Raw genomic sequence first — 18,464 nt, forward strand, 5'->3', positions numbered from 1 at the left:
GCTGATCTCCTTGGGAGGTGTGAACGGGAACCGTCCAGTGACTGACCCCGGGACGGCCCGCATGGTTCCCGCGGCATGCGGGACGCAGCCAGCGGGAAGCACGTCAAGGATACACGTCAATCCGGCGTCAGAAAATCGTGGATGGAGGTGGCGGAGGCGGCGGGGGCTGCGGAGTCGCCGGGAGCGCCGGTGGTGGCGCCGGCAGCGGCTCGCCGGTGACCGGATCCACCTGCACCGGCGGATTATCGAGGCCCGGGTCGATGTCGATCGTGCGCAGGTCAGGGCGCTCGATGAATTCCTCGAACACCCAGTCGTCGCCCTCGCGCAGCACGCCTTCCGGCTCCAGCGCTTCCTCCTGCGGCGGCAGCTTCGCCAGCGCCACCCGCATGTAATCGATCCAGATCGGCAGCGCCAGCGTGGCGCCGAACTCGCGCCCGCCGAGCGAGCGCGGTTCGTCGTAGCCCATCCAGGCCACCGCCACTACCTTGCCGCCGTAGCCGGCGAACCAGCCGTCGATGGCGTCGCTGGTGGTGCCGGTCTTGCCCGCGATGTCGCTGCGCCCGAGCAACTTGCTTGATGCGGCCCCGGTGCCGTAGCGGGTGACGTCGCGCAGCATGCTGTTGGCCACGAACGCGTTGCGGGCGTCCAGCACCCGGTCTGTGTCCTGGCGCGCCGCCGGCTTGTTCTCCACCAGGATGGTGCCGTTGCCATCGCGGATCTGCGCGATCAGGTAGGGCTTGACGCGGTAGCCGCCGTTGGCCAACACCGCGTACGCGCCGGCCATCTGCAGCGGCGTGACCGCCCCGGTGCCCAGCGCCAGGGTCAGGTTCTTCGGGTGGCGCGCGGCGTCGAAGCCGAAGCGGCCCAGGAAGTCGTGGGTATAGTCGGTGCCGAGCGCGCGCTGCAGGCGCACGGTGGTGACGTTCTTCGAATGCGCCAGCGAGTAGCGCATCGTGATCGGGCCATCGAACACGCCGTCGTCGTTCTGCGGCGACCAGGTCTCGCCGGCGTTCTCGCCCTCCATGTCGAGCGGCTCGTCGAGGATGCGCGTGCCGGGCGAATAGCCCTTATCCAGCGCCGCCGAGTACACGAACGGCTTGATCGCGGAGCCGGGCTGGCGCCAGGCCTGGGTGACGTGGTTGAACTTCTGCAGGTTGAAATCGAAGCCGCCCACCAGTGCGTGGTAGGCGCCGGTATCGGCGTCGATGGCGACAAAGGCGGCCGCCACTTGCGGCACCTGGGCGATGGCCCAGGACTGGCCGTCTTTCTGCTTGACGTTATCCTTCGTCCGGGTGATGCGCACCACCGCCCCCGGCGTGATGCGCAGCGATTCCTTCGCATTCGGCGCCAGGGCGCGCGCGGCGAACTTCAGGCCGGCGCCCTCGATCGTCACTTCCTCGCCGCTCAAAGTCTCGACCCGCACCGCCTGGGGCGATGCCGCCAGCACCACCGCCGGCAGCAGGCCGTCGCTCGGGGTACGCTTCTGCAGGGCCTCGATCACCGCTTCCTCGCGCTCGAGCGGGTCTTGCGGAAGGTCGATGCGCGTTTCGGGGCCGCGGTAGCCGTGACGCTGGTCGTAGGCCAGCACGTTGCGGCGCACCGACTCGTAGGCCGCGTCCTGCTCGGCCTTGAGGATGGTGGTGGTGACCACGATGCCGCGCTCATAGGCTGCGTCGCCGAACTGGGCGTACACGGCCTGGCGCGCCAGCTCGGCCACGTAGTCGGCTTTTGTATCGAAGACCTGGCCGCCGCGCCGGATGCGCAGGGGCTCAAGCAGGGCCTGGCGGTATTCGGGCTCGCTGATCTGTCCGAGCTTGAGCAGGCGCTCGAGCACGATGTGCTGGCGCTGCTGCGCGCGCTTCGGATTGGAGATCGGGTTGTGGCGCGAGGGGTTCTGCGGCAGGCCGGCCAGCATCGCGGTTTCGGCCAGGCTCAAGTCGTCCAGCGACTTGCCGAAGTAACTGCGCGCGGCGCTGGAAAAGCCATAGGAGCGATTGCCGAGGAAGATCTGGTTCATGTACAGCTCGAGGATCTGGTCCTTGGTAAGCGCATCCTCGATGCGGTAGGCCAGCGCCACCTCGGTGATCTTGCGCGACAAGATCTTTTCCTTGGAGAGGAAGAAGTTGCGCGCCACCTGCATCGTGATGGTCGAGGCGCCGCCGGAGCCGAAGCCCTCGCGCAGGTTGGTAAACACGGCGCGCGCGGCGCCGCGCCAGTCGATGCCCTTGTGCTGGTAGAAGTGCGCGTCTTCGATGGCCAGCAGCGCCTGTTTCATGCGGGCCGGGATCTTGTCGATGGTGACGAAGTCGCGTCGTTCGACGCCGAATTCGCCGATCAGGTGATTATCAAGGGTGTAAACCCGCAGCGGGATCTTGGGCTGGTAATCGAGCACCGCGTCGATCTTCGGCACGTTCGGCAGAATCACGGTCATGCCGTAGATGACGATGCCGGCCGCCAGCCCGACCAGCGCGGCCAGCATGAAGAACAGGAACATCCGGAGACGGCGGGGGCGTTTGGCGGGCGGCTGGGAAGCCTTGTTGGCGGGCTTGGTCACTGCGTACTCTCGAAGGATGGCCGCATGCTCCGGCCGTTACGACACATTGTAGCGCGCGCATTCCATCCTTCCAAACCGCTTTCATTCCGTTTGGGCATATGCGATAGTCACGCCTTCAACCCCTTATCAGCATGCTTTCCCGAGGACCCTCGATGCCTTACGATTCGCCTTCCGGTACCGGCGCGGCCGGATTCAAGCCCTATATCCCGGCCAGCGCGCAGCTGCCCGAGTTCACGCTGCGCGCCCTGATCATGGGCACCCTGCTGGGCATGGTGTTCGGCGCCTCGTCGCTGTACCTGGTGCTGAAGGTCGGCCTGACCGTGAGCGCGTCGATTCCGGTGGCGGTCATCGCCATCACGCTGTTCCACACCGCGAAGAAGTTTGGGGCGCGCGAATCGACCATCCTGGAGAACAGCATCACCCAGACCGCCGGCTCCGCGGGCGAGTCGATCGCCTTCGGCCTGGGCGTCACCATGCCGGCCATCATGATCCTCGGTTTCGACCTGGAGATCGCACGCGTCATGCTGGTGGGCGTGCTGGGCGGGCTGCTGGGCATCCTGATGATGATCCCGATGCGCCGCACCATGATCGTCGACGCCCACCGCGAACTGAAATACCCGGAAGGCACGGCCTGCGCCGAGGTGCTCAAGGCCGCGGCCACCGAGACCTCGCGCGCCGCGGCCGGCGAGGCACGCGAAGAAGGGTCGAGCGCGGCGCTCGAGGCCAAGCGCCGCGCCATGCTGATCTTTGGCGGTTTCGGCATCGGCCTGCTGTACAAGACCCTGAGCGTGTCCTTCAAGGGCTGGCGCGACTACGTCAACTTCGAATTCGCCTATCCGCTCCGGGGCGGCTCGGCCGGCGCCGAGGTATCGCCGGAACTGCTCGGCGTCGGCTACATCATCGGCCCGCGCATCGCCTTCACGATGGCGGCCGGCGGCGTGCTGTCCTATCTGCTGCTGATCCCGATGATCGCCTTCTTCGGCGAGCTGCTCACGGTGCCGCTGGCGCCGGCCACGACCCTCATCAAGGACATGGGCCCGGACGACATCCGTAATGCTTACGTGCTCTACATCGGCGCAGGCGCGGTGGCGGCCGGCGGCCTGATTGCGCTGGTGCGCTCGATGCCGGCCATCTGGAAGGGCCTCACCGGCGGTCTGGCCGGGTTCGGCAAGAGCGCGGGCAGCAAGCCCGCGCACGACAAGCTGCTTCGCACCGAGCGGGATATTCCCCTTAAGTGGGTGCTGATCGGTTGCCTCGCGATCATCGCCATCATCACCGTGGCGACCCCGCTGCACATGAACCTGATGGGCGCGCTGCTGATCCTGGTGTTCGGCTTCCTGTTCGCGACCGTGTCCTCGCGCCTGACCGGCGAAGTGGGATCGTCCTCCAATCCGATCTCGGGCATGGCGGTGGCCACGCTGCTGTTTACCTGCCTGATCTTCCTGTTAATGGGCTGGACCGGCGGCCAGTATTACGTCACCGCGCTGTCGGTCGGCGCCATCGTCTGCATCGCGGCCAGCAATGCCGGCACCACCTCGCAAGACCTCAAGACCGGCTTCCTGGTCGGCTCTACCCCGCGCCTGCAGCAGTACGCGATCCTGTGCGGCGCGCTGGCCTCGGCGCTGATCCTGGGCCCGATCCTGCTCAAGCTGAACGAAGCCGGCACCGTCTACGTGCCCGCGGCCCAGGTGGCGCCCGGCATCAAGGTCGACGCCGCCAAGCTCACCGAAACTGCCCAGCTACAGGGCCCGCAGGCCGCCAGCGACACCAACACCTACAAGGTCTGGCAGAAGCCGGACACCGTGGGCGGCCCGGCCGGCAAATACCTGGTGGCGGAAGACGGCCGGCTGGCTTACCTGGTGGACCCGGGCATCAACGGCACCCACAAGGTTCGTCCGGACGGCACCGAGGTGAAGAAATACGATGCGCCGAAGGCGGTGCTGATGTCCTACATCATCAAGGGCATCCTCGACCAGGAGCTGCCCTGGACCCTGGTGCTGTTCGGCGTGATGATCTCGGTGGTGCTCGAGATGGCAGGCGTGCATGCGCTGGCCTTCTCGGTGGGCGTCTACCTGCCGCTCATCTCGACGCTGCCGATCGCGGTGGGCGGCATGGTGCGCTGGCTGGCGGACCGCCGCAACAGCGGCCTGCCGCAGTACGCGAAGCTGAACGCGGAAGAGCGCCAGGCCGCCGGCGACCGCAGCTCGGGCACCCTGCTGGCGTCGGGTTACATCGCGGGCGGCGCGCTGGCCGGCATCATCATCGCCATCACCGCCGGCGTGCTGACCGACTTCGACAGCACGATGGCTAACTGGGCCGAGGCTTCGAATCCGTTCTACGCCGGAGCGAGCTCGCACCTACTGACCCTGATCCCCTACGGCCTGATTATCGCGCTGCTGTACTGGGTGGCGCGCGAAAAAGCCAAGCGCTAAGAAAACGGCCCGGAACATCCGGGCCGTTTTCTTATCAGACGAACGACAGGTCGTGCTGGCGGATCACATCTTCCAGCCAGTCGTCCGTGTGTCCGAAGCGGTAGCCGAGCGCCCTGGCACGCGTGGTGTCGAGCGCCAGCGGGGTGGCGAAATCAAAGGGCGACAGCACGCCAGGGGCTTGCGCCGCTACCCGAGCCGCGCGCGGCGTCTCGTCGAGCACCGCGGCGACCTGCGCGTGCAACTCAAAAGCGGAGAGCGGGCCATCGCAGGCCGCGTTGACCGCGCCGCGAAAGTCCTGCATCCCGGTCCACAGCAGGAAATCGGCCGCGCCCGCGGCTTCCATGAACGAGACCTTGGCGGCCGCGTTCGTATAGCGAAGCGTCGCTTTCAGGCGTACCAGGTCGACGTAATGGGCCAGCCGGCCCGTGAAATCGTCCGGGCCGCCCAGCACATGGGCCAGGCGCACGGTCGCCAGCGGCAGGCTGCCATCACGCTCCAGGTAGGCCTCGGCCTGCACCTTGCCCGACACATAGCTCTCGATCGCCCGCGCCGGGTCGTGCCACGGATAGCTCGTGTCGATGGGCTGCGCCGCTACCTTCAGGTCGGTTTCGCGAAAGGCCGCACCAAACGGATTGGCGGCGCGGTAGGCGTCGATGGTCGAGGTCATCACGTAGCGGCCGACCTTGCCGGCGAAGACGCGCACCGAAATTGCTGCATCCAGCGGCGAATAGCACATCTGGTCGTAGATGATGTCGAAGCGGGCGTCGCGGAAGGCGTTGCGCATCGCGTGTTCGTTGCGGCGGTCGACCCGGACCCGGCTGATCCGTTCGCCGAAGGGATCCGGGGCGTAACCGCGCGTGGCCACGGTGACGTGGTGACCCGCGCGCAGCAGGCGCTGCACCAGGAGTTTGCCGAAATAACGGGTCCCGCCGATCACCAATATTTTCTTTGGCATGACTTTTCCTTGTAGGATCGGGTATATTTTCTGCAAAGCAGCAGAAACCTTCAACCGAGAAAAAGTACGGGCTTTGAATAAGAAAAACTTATGCATGGAGGCGGCATGAAACCTTTGCGCAGCCTGTCGGGACTGATCGACTTCGATTGCGCCGCGCGTTGGGGCAGTTTCAAGCTGGCGGCGCGCGAGCTGCACAAGACGCCGGCGGCAGTCAGCCTGCAGGTGAAGCAGCTCGAGGAAAACGTCGGCTTTCCCTTGTTCGTGCGCCATCCGCGCCACATCGCCCTCACCGAGAAAGGCCAGGAACTGGCGATCGCGACCGGGCGCATGCTGGCCGACCTGCGCGCGAAAGTCGCTGCGCTGCAGCGCGGCGACGAAGAGGCAGTGCTGCGCATCTCGACCACGCACTCCTTCGCCATCAAGTGGCTGGTGCCGCGCATGCACCGTTTTACCAAGCTGTACCCCGAGCTGGACATCCGTATCGATTCCAACGATGCGCCGGTCGACCTGCAGGCCGACAGCACCGACGTGGCGATCCGCTACGGCCCCGTGCGCGATGCCGACCCCACGGTGCTGTTCCGCGAGCGCCTGGTGCCGGTCTACAGCCCCGAGCTGCTGCCCCCCGGGCAGGATGCCCTGGGACTGGCCGACCTGCCGCAGCATCACCTGCTGGTGGTGCAGTCGCCGGAAGCCTGGCTGCAGTTGCTGAACGAGAACCGGGCGCTCAAGGGCAAGTACGACTTTTCGCGGGTGTACACGCACTGGGGTGTGCTGGTGCAAGCCGCCGTGGCGGGGCAGGGCGTGGCGCTGGTGCCCTACGGGATCGCCTTCGAGGACATCAGGTCGGGCGCGCTGCGCCAGATTCCCTGCCGCAGTGCGCGTTTCGAAAGCGGCTACCGCTTCATGGTCAATCCGCACAAGGAGCACATGCTCAAGGTGCAGCGCTTCAGGGACTGGATGGTGGCGGAGATGCGCGAGATGGAATCGACGCTGGACCGGCGCTGAAAAGCGCGGCATCCAACAAAAACGGCGGCCCGCAGGCCGCCGTCTTTACTTCGAGCGTTGGTGCGCTTACTTCACGCCGTGCATCAGTTTCTGGATGAGCGGGGCCAGCAGGAACAGCAGCACGCCGCCGCCCACCAGGATCCAGAAGCCGAAGGTATAGCCGTCCAGCGCCGAGGCCACCGACATGCCGGAAGTGCCCGACACGTGCGAGGCGAAGATGCCCGACAGGTTGTTGCCGATACCGGTCGACAGGAACCAGCCGCCCATGCCCAGGCCCACCAGGCGGGTCGGGGCCAGCTTGGTGACCATCGACAGGCCGATCGGCGACAGGCACAGCTCACCGATCGACTGGATCGTGTACACCGCCAGCAGGGTCCAGGCCGGGATCTGGCCGACCGGGTCCAGCAGCTGCGACAGCGCGTACATCAGCAGGCCAAAGGCCAGGCCGTTGAAGATGATGCCGAGGCCGAACTTGCGCGGGATCGACGGGTTGACGTTGCGCTTGCCCATGGCGACCCAGATCGCTGCGATGATCGGTGCGAACAGGATGATCGCGACCGAGTTCACCGACTGGAAGTACGCCACCGGCATTTCCCAGCCAAGGAGGTTGCGGTTGACGATCTGGTCGGCCAGGAAGGTGAACGAGCTGCCGGCCTGCTCGAAGAAGCACCAGAACAGGATGTTGAACGCGAAGATGATCATCATGGCGATGGTCTTGTCGCGCGAGACCTTGCCTTCGCGGACGCCTTCGATGATCAGCATCAGCGCCAGGCCGATGAACAGGATCGTCAGGCCGATCTGCAGCTTGGCGGCGCCGGCTTGCAGCAGCAGGTAGACGCCCGGGATCACGACGACCGAGCCGACGATGACGCCGATCAGGCGCTTCGGGCTGGCCAGTTCGCCGACCGGTGCGCCGATGCCCTTGAGCTGCTTGCGGCCGATGTAGAACCACACCAGGGCCAGCAGCATGCCGACGCCGGCGGCGAAGAACACTGCCTTGTAGGCCGGGATGGCGCCGTCGCTGAGGCGTTCGGCCAGTTCACCGGTCACGATCGGGGCGAAGAAAGCGCCCGCATTGATGCCCATGTAGAAGATGGTGAAGCCCGAATCGCGGCGGGTGTCATCGATCGAATACAGCTGGCCGACCATGGCCGAGATGTTCGGCTTGAACATGCCGTTGCCGACGATGATGGTGGCCAGGCCGAGCTTGAAGATGTCCTGGTCCGGCAGGGTGATCATGAACAGGCCGGCCGCCATGAAGATCGCGCCGACCAGGATCGAGCGCTGGTAGCCGATGACGCGGTCGGCGACGTAGCCGCCGAACACGGCGCCGGCATACACAAGTGCGAGGTAGGAACCGTAGGTCAGGTTGGCGTCGGCCTGGCCGACCGCGTCGCCGCCGTAGAACTGGGCGACGATGTAGAGCACCAGGGCCCAGCGAATGCCGTAGAACGCGAAGCGCTCCCAGAATTCGGTCATGAAGAGCATCCACAGCGGAGCCGGATGGCCCATGATCTGCTTGAACTCCGGGATAGGTCCCTTGGCTGAAGTAGCTGCACCGCTCATGCGGTTCCTCCAATGTCAATAATTACGTTATCTGAATCGATCGCTTTTTGTGTGAAACATCCGTATGCCGGAGATTCCAATAGGCACGCATTCTAGTGTAAATCGCTCAACGCAAGCGAACTTTTTGTGGATGTGGTATTGACGCCCGGCGGCGGTGCGGGGCGCACCATGGAATGGTCCCGCATTGTCCAACTCGGGGCGCAAAATGTTGCACTTTGGCGTATATTGGTATCAGGCCAACCCGCACTAACGATTGAAAGGGAAAATAAAACATGAGCCATGAAGTTGTCGATGTCCTCATTTCTCCGGAAGGCCGCCTCGAAGTCCTGTCCAAAGCCGAAGTCTCGAAACTGCTCGACACCAGCAAGAGCGGTCTGTATGACGTGTTCCGCAAATGCGCACTCGCCGTGCTCAATACCGGCAGCTCGATCGACGATGGCAAGGAGCTGCTCGAACGTTATGCCGATTTCGAAATCACCATTCTTCAGCGCGAGCGCGGCATCAAGCTCGATATTCGCAGCGCCCCCGCGATCGCCTTCGTCGACGGCACGATGATCCGCGGTATCCACGAGCACCTGTTCTCGGTGCTGCGCGATATCGTCTATGTCCATTTCGAAGTCACCGATAATCCACGCTTCGACCTGAACCGACCGGAAGGCATCACCGACGCCGTATTCCATATCCTGCGCAATGCCAATGTACTGCAGCCGCAACGCAGTCCGAACCTGGTTGTGTGCTGGGGCGGTCACTCGATCAACCGCGTCGAATATACGTATACCAAGGAAGTCGGGTATGCGCTCGGCCTGCGCGAACTCGATATCTGCACCGGTTGCGGCCCGGGGGCCATGAAAGGCCCGATGAAGGGCGCCGCCATCGGCCACTCCAAGCAGCGCATCAAGGGCGGCCGCTATCTCGGCATTTCCGAGCCGGGCATCATCGCGGCCGAATCGCCCAACCCGATCGTCAGCGACCTGGTGATCATGCCGGATATCGAAAAGCGCCTCGAGGCATTCGTGCGCACCGGCCACGGCATTATCGTGTTCCCGGGCGGCGCCGGTACCGCCGAGGAAATCCTGTACATCCTCGGCATCCTGCTGCATCCGGAAAACGCCGAAATGCCGTTCCCGCTGATCTTTACCGGCCCGGCGACGGCGCGCGCGTATTTCGAGCAGATCGACCAGTTCATCGGCCTGACCCTCGGCGAAGCGGCGCAGCAGCGCTACAAGATCATCATCGACGATCCGGAAGCGGTGGCGAAGGAGATGTATGCCGGGATCACGGCGGTGCGGGCGTTCCGCAAGGCCCACAGCGACGCGTATTACTTCAACTGGCGCCTCAAGATCGATCCGGAATTCCAGAAGCCGTTCCGCCCGACGCACGAGAACATGCGCAACCTGAAGCTGCACCGCAACCAGGAATCGCACCTGCTCGCGGCCAACCTGCGGCGCGCGTTCTCGGGGATCGTGGCCGGCAACGTGAAGGAAGAGGGAATCCGCGCGATCGAGCAGTTCGGCAAATACGAGATCCAGGGCGAGAGCGCGATCATGGAGCCGATGGATGCGCTGCTGGCCTCGTTCGTGGAGCAGAGCCGGATGAAGTTGCCGGGCAAGGCGTATACGCCGTGCTACACCGTGATCCAGTAATAATTACTGGCCTTACCGTAGGGTGGGTGTTCAGCCAACTGCAAGATCATCGGGCGCGGGATCTCGGCGGCAAACCAACACCACGTGGGCAGGAAACCTGCCCACCCTACAAAAAAGGCGGTCTGTGTGAGCAGGCCGCCTTTTTCATGAGCACGGAATCGCTCAGTCTTCCTTGCGCAAATGCGGGAACAGCAGCACGTCGCGGATGTTCGGCGAGTCGGTGATCAGCATCATCAGGCGGTCGATGCCGATGCCGCAACCGCCGGCCGGCGGCATGCCGTATTCCAGCGCACGGATGTAGTCGGCGTCGTAGAACATCGCTTCATCGTCGCCGGCATCCTTGGCGGCCACCTGCGACAGGAAGCGTGCGGCCTGGTCTTCCGGATCGTTCAGCTCCGAGAAGCCGTTGGCGATTTCGCGGCCCACCATGAACAGCTCGAAGCGCTCGGTGATGCCCTCGCGGGTGTCCGAGGCGCGCGCCAGCGGCGACACTTCCACGGGATAGTCGATGATGAAGGTCGGTTCCCACAGCAGGGCTTCGGCGGTCTCTTCGAACAGCGCCAGCTGCAGCGCGCCCAGGCCGGCGTTGGCGAAAGGCTTGACGCCGAACTTCTTCAATTCAAGCTTGATGAACGCCATGTCGTTCAGCTGCTCAGGCGTGTAGCCCGGCGCGTACTTGTCGATCGCCTCGACGATGGTCAGGCGCTGGAAGGGCTTGGACAGGTCGAGCTCGCGGCCGCCGTAGGTGAGCACGGCGCTGCCGTGGGCATCGATCGCGGCCTGGCGAATCACCTCTTCGGTGAAGTTCATGATCCACTTGTAGTCGGTGTAGGCCGCGTAGAATTCCATCATCGTGAATTCCGGGTTGTGACGGACCGACACGCCTTCGTTGCGGAAGTTGCGGTTGACCTCGAACACGCGGTCGAAGCCGCCCACCACCAGGCGTTTCAGGTAGAGCTCGGGCGCGATGCGCAGGTACATTTCCATGTCGAGCGCGTTGTGGTGGGTGACGAAAGGCTTGGCCGCGGCGCCGCCCGGGATCGGGTGCAGCATCGGGGTCTCGACTTCCATGAAGCCGTGCTTCTCCATGAAGCGGCGCATCGACGACATCGCGGCGGTACGCGCCTTGAAGGTGCGGCGCGTCTCTTCGTTCATGATCAGGTCGACGTAGCGCTGGCGGTACTTGGTTTCCTGGTCGGCCAGGCCGTGGAACTTGTCCGGCAGCGGACGCAGGGCCTTGGCGATCAGGCGCAGCTTGCTGACCTTGACGGTCAGCTCGTCGGTCTTGGTCTTGAACAGCGTGCCTTCGATGCCCAGGATGTCGCCCAGGTCGTAGCTGCGCAGGGCTTCCATGGCGTCTTCGCCGGCGGAATCCAGGGTGACGTAGATCTGGATGCGGCCGGAAGCTAGCGGGCCCGAACTGTCCTGCAGGGTCGCGAACGCGGCCTTCTTGCCGGCTTCGCGGCGCAGCATCATGCGGCCGGCCACGATCACATTGACCGGCTCGGCTTCCAGTTCTTCGCGGGTCCTGGCGCTGTAGGTCTCGACCAGGTCGGCCGCCTTGTGCTGAGGGACGAAGTCGTTCGGGAAGGCGTTGCCGTGCTGGCGCAGCGCGGCCAGCTTGGCGCGGCGCTCGGCCATGATCTTGTTTTCGTCGAGCGCCACGACGGGCGACTGGTCTTGGTTTTCCGTAGTCATGATTGGATAGGCAGTTCTTATTGGCTTGTTTGATCGATCAGGCGAACAGCAGTTCGGGATCGACCTGGGTGAAGTCGCGCACGATGGCGATGACGTTGTCGAACTCCGTGAAGCTGGACGCGGGCAGGGTGGTCGTGAGGACGATGCAGCGCATGCCCGCGCGGCGTGCCGCTTCCACGCCCAGCGGCGCGTCTTCGAACACGATGCAGTTCTCCGGCGCTGCGCCGCACAGCTCGGCCGCCTTCAGGAACACGTCCGGATGCGGCTTGCCGCGCGCGACGTCCGTAGCGCCGACGATCGCATCGAAATGCTTGCGCAGGTCGAGGCCGTCGAGCGTGAACGCGACGTTGGCCGGCGGCGCGGCGGTGCCGACGGCCAGCTTCACGCCGTGTTCCCTGGCGCGCGCAACCAGGCTGTCAAAGCCGGCGACCGCCGCGAGGTGCGGCGCGTACAGCTCGCGGTAGAGCGATTCCTTCTCGTTGTCGAGCAGCGCGAGTTCGTCGTCCGACAAGTTGGCGTCCAGGTAGGTGCGCATGATCTCGCGGCCATGGCGCCCGGCTGTCGCACGGAAGAACTCGTCCGCGTCGAGCTCCTGGCCGCGGCGCGCGAAGAAGCTGATCCAGGAGCGGGTGTGGAAGGCCATGTTGTCGACGATGGTGCCGTCCATGTCGAACACGAAGGCCTGCTGTGGGTGCGTCATTTATACGCCCTGCTTCAGCGAAGCCGAGATGAAGTCGTCCAGGTCGCCGTCCAGCACGTTCTTGGTGTTGCCGGTCTCGAAGCCGGTACGCAGGTCCTTGATGCGCGACTGGTCCAGCACGTACGAACGGATCTGGTGGCCCCAGCCGACGTCGGTCTTGGAGTCTTCGAGCTTCTGCTGCTCGCTCATGCGGTTGCGTAGTTCCAGCTCGTACAGTTTGGCGCGCAGCATGTCCCAGGCCTCGGCCTTGTTACGGTGCTGCGAGCGGTCGTTCTGGCACTGCACCACGATGCCCGACGGGCCGTGGGTCAGGCGCACCGCGGAGTCGGTCTTGTTGATGTGCTGCCCGCCCGCGCCCGATGCGCGATAGGTGTCGATGCGCACGTCGGCCGGGTTGATCTCGATCTCGATCGAGTCATCCACTTCCGGATACACGAACAGCGAGGTGAACGAGGTGTGGCGGCCATTGGCCGAGTCGAACGGCGACTTGCGCACCAGGCGGTGCACGCCGGTCTCGGTGCGCAGGTGGCCATAGGCGTACTCGCCATCGACCTTGATGGTGGCGGTCTTGATGCCCGCGACCTCGCCCTCGGACTGTTCCAGGATCTCGGCCTTGAAGCCCTTGCGTTCGCAGTAGCGCAGGTACTGGCGCAGCAGCATCGAGGCCCAGTCCTGGGCTTCGGTACCGCCAGCGCCGGCCTGGATGTCGATGAAGCAGCTGGCGTGGTCCATCGGGTTGCTGAACATCCGGCGGAATTCCATCGACTCGATGATCTTCTGGATGGCCTCGGCGTCGCCGCCGATCGCTTCCAGGGTGTCGTGGTCGCCTTCTTCCTTGGCCATCTCGAACAGGTCGGATGCGTCGGCGAGATCGGCCTTGGCCTTCTCGAGCGTCAGCACGACGGCTTCCAGGGCCTTCTTCTCTTTACCGAGGTCCTGGGCCCGCTTCTGGTCGTTCCAGATGGTCGGGTCTTCGAGTTCCTGGTTGACCTGTTCTAGTTTCTCCGACTTGCGATCGAAGTCAAAGATACCTCCGAAGTTCGGCCTCACGACCGGTCAGGTCGTTCAGCAGGGCGGAAATGGCGTTGATGCGTTCAGCTTCCATGGTCTTGGCAGTCTTCTGAATAGGTTAAATCGAACCTTCGATTATACCTCAGGACGTCCCCGGGACGGCCACGGCGCCGCTTGCCGCTTGCTGCCTGGCATGATGCTGGCATATCATCCCCCGGTTCCGATCTCCCGACACCTCATGGCTACTCATCTGCGTTATCAACTGCGTTACCAAATTTGCATCGCGCTCGCGCCGATGTTCCTGAGCCTTCCCTGCTACGCTGCCAAGGCGCCGAAAGCCGGTACCACCGTCACGCTGGCGGTGCTGGAAACGACCGACTTGCACGCCAACCTGGTCGGTTACGACTACTACAAGCTGGCGCCCGAGCCTTCGCATGGCCTCGACCGCACCGCCACGCTGATCCACCAGGCGCGCAAGGAATTCCCGAACACGCTCCTGCTCGACAATGGCGACACCATCCAGGGCACGGCCTTGGCCGACTACCAGGCGATGGTCAAGCCGTTGGCCTGCGACCAGACGCTGGGCATCTACAAGGTGATGAACGCGCTGAAGTACGACGGCGCCGGCATCGGCAACCATGAATTCAACTACGGCCTCGGTTTCCTGGGCCAGGTAACCGGCAGTCGCTTCCAGGTCGCCGGCGTCGAGCAGCCGAAGCGCTGCGCCGGCCCGGCCTTCCCGATGGTGCTGGCCAACGTCTATAGCGCGAAGACGAAGAAGCCGCTGTTCAGCCCCTACGCCATTATCGACAAGCAGGTGGACGCGCTGGACGCCAGGGGGCGGCCGGTGAAGGCGACGGTGCGCGTCGGGATCATCGGCTTCGCGCCGCCGACCATCATGGAATGGGACAAGCGCTGGCTGGAGGGACGCGTGTACACCAGCGGCGTGGTGGAGGCCGCGCAGAAGTACCTGCCGGAGATGCGCAAGAAGGGCGCCGAACTGGTCATCGCGATCTCGCACGGCGGCCTCGATGACAGCCCGTACACGCCGACCATGGAAAACGCCAACTGGTACCTGGCGAAAGTGCCGGGCATCGACGCCATGCTGCTGGGCCATTCGCACCAGCTGTTCCCGAGCGCCGACAGCACCGCGCCGCAGTTCAAGCTGCCTGGCGTGGACAGGGCCAGGGGCCTGGTGCACGGCGTGCCGACCGTAATGGCCAACCTGTGGGGCAAGCACCTGGGCGTCGTCCAGCTGCACCTGAAGCACGACGGCAAGCGCTGGACGGTCGAAAAGGACAAGACCCGGGTCGAGGCGCGCGCCGCGCAGACGGGCGCGACATCCTTCGTCGATGCCGATCCGGCCGTCATGGCACTGGTGAAGGAAGAGCACGAAGCGACGATCAGCTACGTGAAGACGCCGGTGGGGGCGACTGAGTTCCGCATGTCGAGCTATTTCGCCGACGTGGGCGACATCTCGGCCCTGCAGGTGGTCAACCAGGCCCAGGCCGACTATGTGCGCAAGTACGTTGCCGCCAACCTGCCGCAGTACAAGGATTTGCCGGTGCTGTCGGTGACGGCGCCGTTCAAGAGCGGCATCGCCGGCCCGGCCGACTACACCGACGTCAAGGCCGGCGACCTGGCCCTGAACAACGCGGCCGACCTGTACCTGTATCCGAATTCGCTGTATGCCGTGAAGGTGAGCGGCGCCCAGCTCAAGGCCTGGCTGGAAAAGGCGGCGCAGCGCTTCCACACCATCGACCCGGCCAAATCCGAGCCGCAGGCGCTGGTCAACCTGGCCGTGGCCAGCTACAACTTCGACACGGTCACCTCGCCCGAGGTGTCCTACGAGATCGACGTGACGCGTGCGCCGGGCGAGCGTATCCGCAACCTGGCCTGGCACGCCAAGCCGGTGGACCCGGCACAGGAATTCCTGGTCGCGACCAACAACTACCGCGCCAGCGGCGGCGGCCACTTCCCGGGCCTGGACGGCAGCAAAACTGTGATCGCCTCGCCCGACAGCAACCGCGACATCATGATCGCCTTCGTGCGCGACGCCAGGCGCCTGACCCGGGCCGCCAACGCCGGGCACCGCAGCTGGCGCTTCACACCCGTGAAGACCGCGGGGCGCGTGGTGTTCTCGTCGGCGCCCGGCATGGCCGAACTCGCCCATGCGGCGGGGTTGCACAACGTGAGCCAGGTCGCGGCGGATGATGGGCGCGGCAAGGGGACGGCGTTGTACGCGATCGACCTGTCGAAATGAAGCGTTTCGCTGTAGCCGTGCTGGCTTTGTTCATGCTGGCGCAACCAGTGATGGCCCAGCATGGGGACGAAGGCGATATCGCATTGCGGCGCGGGATGGCGTATAAGGACGGCGGCGATGCCGCGCTGGCCGCGCACTGGCTGGGTGTGGCGGCGGCGCGCGGGATGCCGGAGGCGATGTTCCTGCTGGCGAACATGCTGCTCGAAGGCGACGGCGTGCCGAAGGACGAAGCGGCCGCGCGGCGCTGGCTAGAGGCGGCGACGCAGCTGGATTACCCGGAAGCCTGGCAGCAACTGGGGATGATGGAAAACGACCCGGAGAAGGCGGCGCAGTATTTTCGGCGGGCGGCGCATGCGTTGACGCATCGGGCCGAGGGCAAACGTTGAGCGCCCCAGGGAAGGCCTGAGCGCTCAGGCAATCAGTGCAGCGACCTCTTCTCCGGCTGCACCAGCACGAACGGACTCACCACCGACGCCCACAGCGTCGCATCAGCCGCGGTCCAGGTCTGCGCCTGCAGGTCGCTGACCTTGGCCACCGTGCCCGCATTCATCCACTTCATGATGCTTTCCTTGTCGTCGTGCGCCACGCGCAGGGCGACGTCGATCAGGTCGAGTTCTTCGCTCACGTAGATCACCGAGCCGGTGGCGAAGTGGCGTTCCAGTTCGCTCCATTTGACGCGGCCGGTCTCGCGGTTGATCTTGTCGTGCAGTTCTGTGTCTTTGTTGGGATCGGTCTTCATATGTTTCAGGATGCTAGGTAATCTCGATTGCGGGTTGCGGCGAACCCGCCCATGTTAACCGATAGGTCTGCGCCTTGCGCACATTCCCTACCAGTGCGGGGCGGAAGCAGGCCAGGCAGGTGCCGCCCGGGTCGCGCACGCTCGGATAGATCACGCCCATCGAGTCGTGTTCCAGCAGCTCGGCCGCCAGCGCCTGCGAGGCGATGTAGCTGTCCGGATCCAGGCAGGCGCCATAGCCGTCGGCGCCGCGCAGGTCGTGGAAGCCGGCGCTGAAGTCGGCCAGCAGCATCTGGTAGCTGACGCTGTCGTCGAAGCGCTGGATCTCGGCGTATTCGACGGTCTTGTGGAAGATGACCTCGGCGAGCGCCGTCTCGGCCGCGAAGGCGCAGTACCAGGCGCCGCGCTCGCCGTCGTTGAAACGGCTGCCTTCCGGGCGCGCATAGGTGTAGGCCGCATTGATGATGCGGAAGTTCGGTACGCCGAACACCAGCTCGTCCATGCCGATCCCCGGCAGCAGGCCGGATTCGGCGCGCAGGCGTTCGTTGGTCGCGTTATCGAGGTCGAACAGGTCGCGCAGGACGTCGTTGTCGTCCGCCAGCGGCGCCAGTACGGAATCCTCGACGTCGGCAAAGCGGGAAGGAATCAGGCGGCAGGTGTCGTACTGGCGCAGCTGGGTGAGTTTGTGCAGCGGCGGCAAGATCAGAGACCTCCACGGCGCGCGTCCAGCAGCTTGCGCACCGTTTGCATGGCGATCAGGCCGCCCGCCAGCATGTAGGCCAAGGGGGATCGGCCGGCAAACACCGGGTTGGTATTCGGCAGGTGGACCCATTCGTCGGCCAGCTTGTCGCCATACAGGATGTGCAGCGCCTTGTAGATACCGAGCAGGTAGGACACGCGCGTAATGCGGTCGACCTCAAGCACCCGGTCGGGATTCTTCTTCCAGTCGTAATAGGAGGACGAGGACAGGCCGCCGAGCAGCTCGCGCGCATCGTCGTCGCGCACTCCCCAGCTTGCGGCCAGCTTGAAGAAACCCATGAGCGCAGAGCGCGACAGGCGCTCGCGTTCGGCCCGTGAATTCAGGTCGACCAGCACCGCCGGTTCAAAGCGGCTCTTGGGGTAGGCGTAGGCTAGGCTCATGGCAATCTCCGTAATTGGACCTTTTATACTCCTATTTCGGAATCCGTGCAACTATCGGTTGTCAGGTGTTTATGCTCATGACAGAATCCCTACCCTTTCCGTACAGAAAAGCGTTTATCAAAGGGGTTGTGCCGATGCGCCTGCGTTCGCTGTCTCTTCTTGCCACCTGCCTGATGCTGGCTGCCGCTGCCGCCAGCTCCGGCACCTATGCCCGCGATTCGAATGGCGACCTGAAACGCGAGGTCATGGAAGCCGAGCGCGCATTCGCCGCCACCATGAAAGCGCGCGATTTCGAGGGCTTCAAGCGTTTTATCGCGGAAGAGGCAATTTTCTTCGGGACGGAAGGGCCGTTGCGCGGCAAGGCGGCGATCGCCAGGGGCTGGCGCCAGTATTACGACAAGCCGCAGGCGCCGTTCTCTTGGGCGCCGGAAGAGGTGGAAGTGGTCGATTCGGGCACGCTGGCCTACAGCGGCGGGCCGATCTTCAACGCGGCGGGGCAGCGGATCGGGCGGTTCAATTCGATCTGGCGGCTGAAGGCGCCGGGCCAGTGGGAGGTGGTGTTTGACCGCGGGTCGGATTTTATGCAGCCACCTAAACAGTAGATACCGTCTCGTGTGTCAAGCAGCCTGGGCGTGATCCGGGGAGTACCTCGTTCTCGTCTTCACCACACCGAAGCAGAGGTGTACAAGCTTGCGCATAGCGGCACCGACGATCGCCATCGGCGTCTTGCCTTTGGCGGTCAACCGCTCCTTGAGTGCTCG

15 protein-coding genes and 1 pseudogene are annotated in these 18,464 nt (G+C 64.6%); 6 read left to right on the top strand and 10 right to left on the bottom strand.

The window, feature by feature from the left end; all coding sequences use genetic code 11:
* Positions 1 to 127 precede the first annotated feature (127 nt).
* A complete protein-coding gene (locus tag AC56LU_RS22670; protein WP_497177874.1) occupies positions 128 to 2,494 on the bottom strand; it encodes a penicillin-binding protein 1A in 2,367 nt (788 codons plus the stop codon).
* 212 nt (positions 2,495 to 2,706) lie between these two features.
* Here AC56LU_RS22670 and AC56LU_RS22675 point away from each other — a divergent pair, with 212 nt between their 5' ends.
* Positions 2,707 to 4,986 carry an OPT family oligopeptide transporter gene (locus AC56LU_RS22675; RefSeq protein WP_497177859.1) on the top strand — a complete coding sequence of 760 codons (2,280 nt, stop codon included), beginning with the start codon at positions 2,707 to 2,709 and terminating at the stop codon, positions 4,984 to 4,986.
* Between the two features lie 34 nt (positions 4,987 to 5,020).
* Here the strand turns inward: AC56LU_RS22675 and AC56LU_RS22680 are convergent, their stop codons facing one another.
* The gene (locus tag AC56LU_RS22680; protein WP_497177860.1) at positions 5,021 to 5,941 is read right to left on the bottom strand and encodes an NAD-dependent epimerase/dehydratase family protein; all 921 of its coding nucleotides are present in this window, start codon (positions 5,939 to 5,941) and stop codon (positions 5,021 to 5,023) included.
* 105 nt (positions 5,942 to 6,046) lie between these two features.
* Between AC56LU_RS22680 and AC56LU_RS22685 the strand changes: the two genes are divergently transcribed.
* Entirely contained in the window at positions 6,047 to 6,946 is a 900-nt protein-coding gene (locus AC56LU_RS22685) for a LysR substrate-binding domain-containing protein (RefSeq protein WP_497177861.1), read from the top strand.
* A 66-nt stretch (positions 6,947 to 7,012) separates the two neighbouring features.
* Here the strand turns inward: AC56LU_RS22685 and AC56LU_RS22690 are convergent, their stop codons facing one another.
* Positions 7,013 to 8,512: a peptide MFS transporter gene (locus AC56LU_RS22690; RefSeq protein WP_497177862.1), complete on the bottom strand. Its 1,500-nt coding sequence runs from the start codon at positions 8,510 to 8,512 to the stop codon at positions 7,013 to 7,015.
* A 272-nt stretch (positions 8,513 to 8,784) separates the two neighbouring features.
* Between AC56LU_RS22690 and ppnN the strand changes: the two genes are divergently transcribed.
* Entirely contained in the window at positions 8,785 to 10,155 is a 1,371-nt protein-coding gene (ppnN, locus tag AC56LU_RS22695; RefSeq protein ID WP_497177863.1) for a nucleotide 5'-monophosphate nucleosidase PpnN, read from the top strand.
* Between the two features lie 162 nt (positions 10,156 to 10,317).
* On the opposite strand, the gene lysS is transcribed toward ppnN, so the two are convergent.
* The 3 genes from lysS to prfB all read right to left on the bottom strand — a co-directional run bounded on the left by lysS (position 10,318) and on the right by prfB (position 13,658).
* Complete coding sequence (gene lysS / locus AC56LU_RS22700; protein WP_497177864.1) at positions 10,318 to 11,853, bottom strand: lysine--tRNA ligase; 1,536 nt, start codon at positions 11,851 to 11,853, stop codon at positions 10,318 to 10,320.
* A 37-nt stretch (positions 11,854 to 11,890) separates the two neighbouring features.
* Entirely contained in the window at positions 11,891 to 12,553 is a 663-nt protein-coding gene (locus AC56LU_RS22705; RefSeq protein WP_497177865.1) for an HAD family hydrolase, read from the bottom strand.
* Positions 12,554 to 13,658 (bottom strand): peptide chain release factor 2 gene (prfB, locus tag AC56LU_RS22710; RefSeq protein ID WP_497177866.1). Its coding sequence is split into 2 segments (ribosomal slippage): positions 12,554 to 13,576 and positions 13,578 to 13,658, totalling 1,104 coding nucleotides; the frame shifts between segments, so codons are not numbered across the junction.
* Positions 13,659 to 13,859: 201 nt separating this feature from the next.
* On the opposite strand from prfB, the gene AC56LU_RS22715 reads away from it, so the two are divergent.
* Both AC56LU_RS22715 and AC56LU_RS22720 read left to right on the top strand, forming a co-directional pair.
* Positions 13,860 to 15,827, top strand: a complete 1,968-nt coding sequence (locus AC56LU_RS22715) for a bifunctional 2',3'-cyclic-nucleotide 2'-phosphodiesterase/3'-nucleotidase (RefSeq protein WP_497177875.1) — start codon at positions 13,860 to 13,862, stop codon at positions 15,825 to 15,827.
* A complete protein-coding gene (locus AC56LU_RS22720) occupies positions 15,824 to 16,213 on the top strand; it encodes a tetratricopeptide repeat protein (RefSeq protein ID WP_497177867.1) in 390 nt (129 codons plus the stop codon). The genes AC56LU_RS22715 and AC56LU_RS22720 overlap by 4 nt, the downstream gene beginning before the upstream one ends.
* A gap of 32 nt (positions 16,214 to 16,245) precedes the next feature.
* Here the strand turns inward: AC56LU_RS22720 and AC56LU_RS22725 are convergent, their stop codons facing one another.
* The 3 genes from AC56LU_RS22725 to AC56LU_RS22735 are packed head-to-tail and all read right to left on the bottom strand — an operon-like array spanning position 16,246 to position 17,703.
* On the bottom strand, positions 16,246 to 16,566 hold the full coding sequence (locus AC56LU_RS22725) for a DUF2288 domain-containing protein (protein WP_497177868.1): 321 nt from the start codon (positions 16,564 to 16,566) through the stop codon (positions 16,246 to 16,248).
* A 13-nt stretch (positions 16,567 to 16,579) separates the two neighbouring features.
* Positions 16,580 to 17,263, bottom strand: coding sequence for an RES family NAD+ phosphorylase (locus AC56LU_RS22730; protein WP_497177869.1), 684 nt, complete (start codon positions 17,261 to 17,263; stop codon positions 16,580 to 16,582).
* Positions 17,264 to 17,265: 2 nt separating this feature from the next.
* Positions 17,266 to 17,703, bottom strand: coding sequence for an antitoxin Xre/MbcA/ParS toxin-binding domain-containing protein (locus AC56LU_RS22735; RefSeq protein WP_497177870.1), 438 nt, complete (start codon positions 17,701 to 17,703; stop codon positions 17,266 to 17,268).
* Positions 17,704 to 17,780: 77 nt separating this feature from the next.
* On the opposite strand from AC56LU_RS22735, the gene AC56LU_RS22740 reads away from it, so the two are divergent.
* Positions 17,781 to 18,305, top strand: coding sequence for a YybH family protein (locus AC56LU_RS22740; protein WP_497177871.1), 525 nt, complete (start codon positions 17,781 to 17,783; stop codon positions 18,303 to 18,305).
* A gap of 15 nt (positions 18,306 to 18,320) precedes the next feature.
* On the opposite strand, the pseudogene AC56LU_RS22745 reads toward AC56LU_RS22740, so the two are convergent.
* A pseudogene (locus AC56LU_RS22745) lies at positions 18,321 to 18,464 on the bottom strand (IS110 family transposase); the annotation flags it as partial.

Source organism: Telluria sp. PB2R4 (assembly GCF_059685695.1).

Bases quoted from the DNA above. Each gene is read 5' to 3' on its own strand.
- AC56LU_RS22670 (WP_497177874.1), bottom strand. From the start codon at position 2,494: ATGTTCCTGTTCTTCATGCTGGCCGCGCTGGTCGGGCTGGCGGCCGGC.
- AC56LU_RS22675 (WP_497177859.1), top strand. From the start codon at position 2,707: ATGCCTTACGATTCGCCTTCCGGTACCGGCGCGGCCGGATTCAAGCCC.
- AC56LU_RS22680 (WP_497177860.1), bottom strand. From the start codon at position 5,941: ATGCCAAAGAAAATATTGGTGATCGGCGGGACCCGTTATTTCGGCAAA.
- AC56LU_RS22685 (WP_497177861.1), top strand. From the start codon at position 6,047: ATGAAACCTTTGCGCAGCCTGTCGGGACTGATCGACTTCGATTGCGCC.
- AC56LU_RS22690 (WP_497177862.1), bottom strand. From the start codon at position 8,512: ATGAGCGGTGCAGCTACTTCAGCCAAGGGACCTATCCCGGAGTTCAAG.
- ppnN (WP_497177863.1), top strand. From the start codon at position 8,785: ATGAGCCATGAAGTTGTCGATGTCCTCATTTCTCCGGAAGGCCGCCTC.
- lysS (WP_497177864.1), bottom strand. From the start codon at position 11,853: ATGACTACGGAAAACCAAGACCAGTCGCCCGTCGTGGCGCTCGACGAA.
- AC56LU_RS22705 (WP_497177865.1), bottom strand. From the start codon at position 12,553: ATGACGCACCCACAGCAGGCCTTCGTGTTCGACATGGACGGCACCATC.
- AC56LU_RS22715 (WP_497177875.1), top strand. From the start codon at position 13,860: ATGTTCCTGAGCCTTCCCTGCTACGCTGCCAAGGCGCCGAAAGCCGGT.
- AC56LU_RS22720 (WP_497177867.1), top strand. From the start codon at position 15,824: ATGAAGCGTTTCGCTGTAGCCGTGCTGGCTTTGTTCATGCTGGCGCAA.
- AC56LU_RS22725 (WP_497177868.1), bottom strand. From the start codon at position 16,566: ATGAAGACCGATCCCAACAAAGACACAGAACTGCACGACAAGATCAAC.
- AC56LU_RS22735 (WP_497177870.1), bottom strand. From the start codon at position 17,703: ATGAGCCTAGCCTACGCCTACCCCAAGAGCCGCTTTGAACCGGCGGTG.
- AC56LU_RS22740 (WP_497177871.1), top strand. From the start codon at position 17,781: ATGACAGAATCCCTACCCTTTCCGTACAGAAAAGCGTTTATCAAAGGG.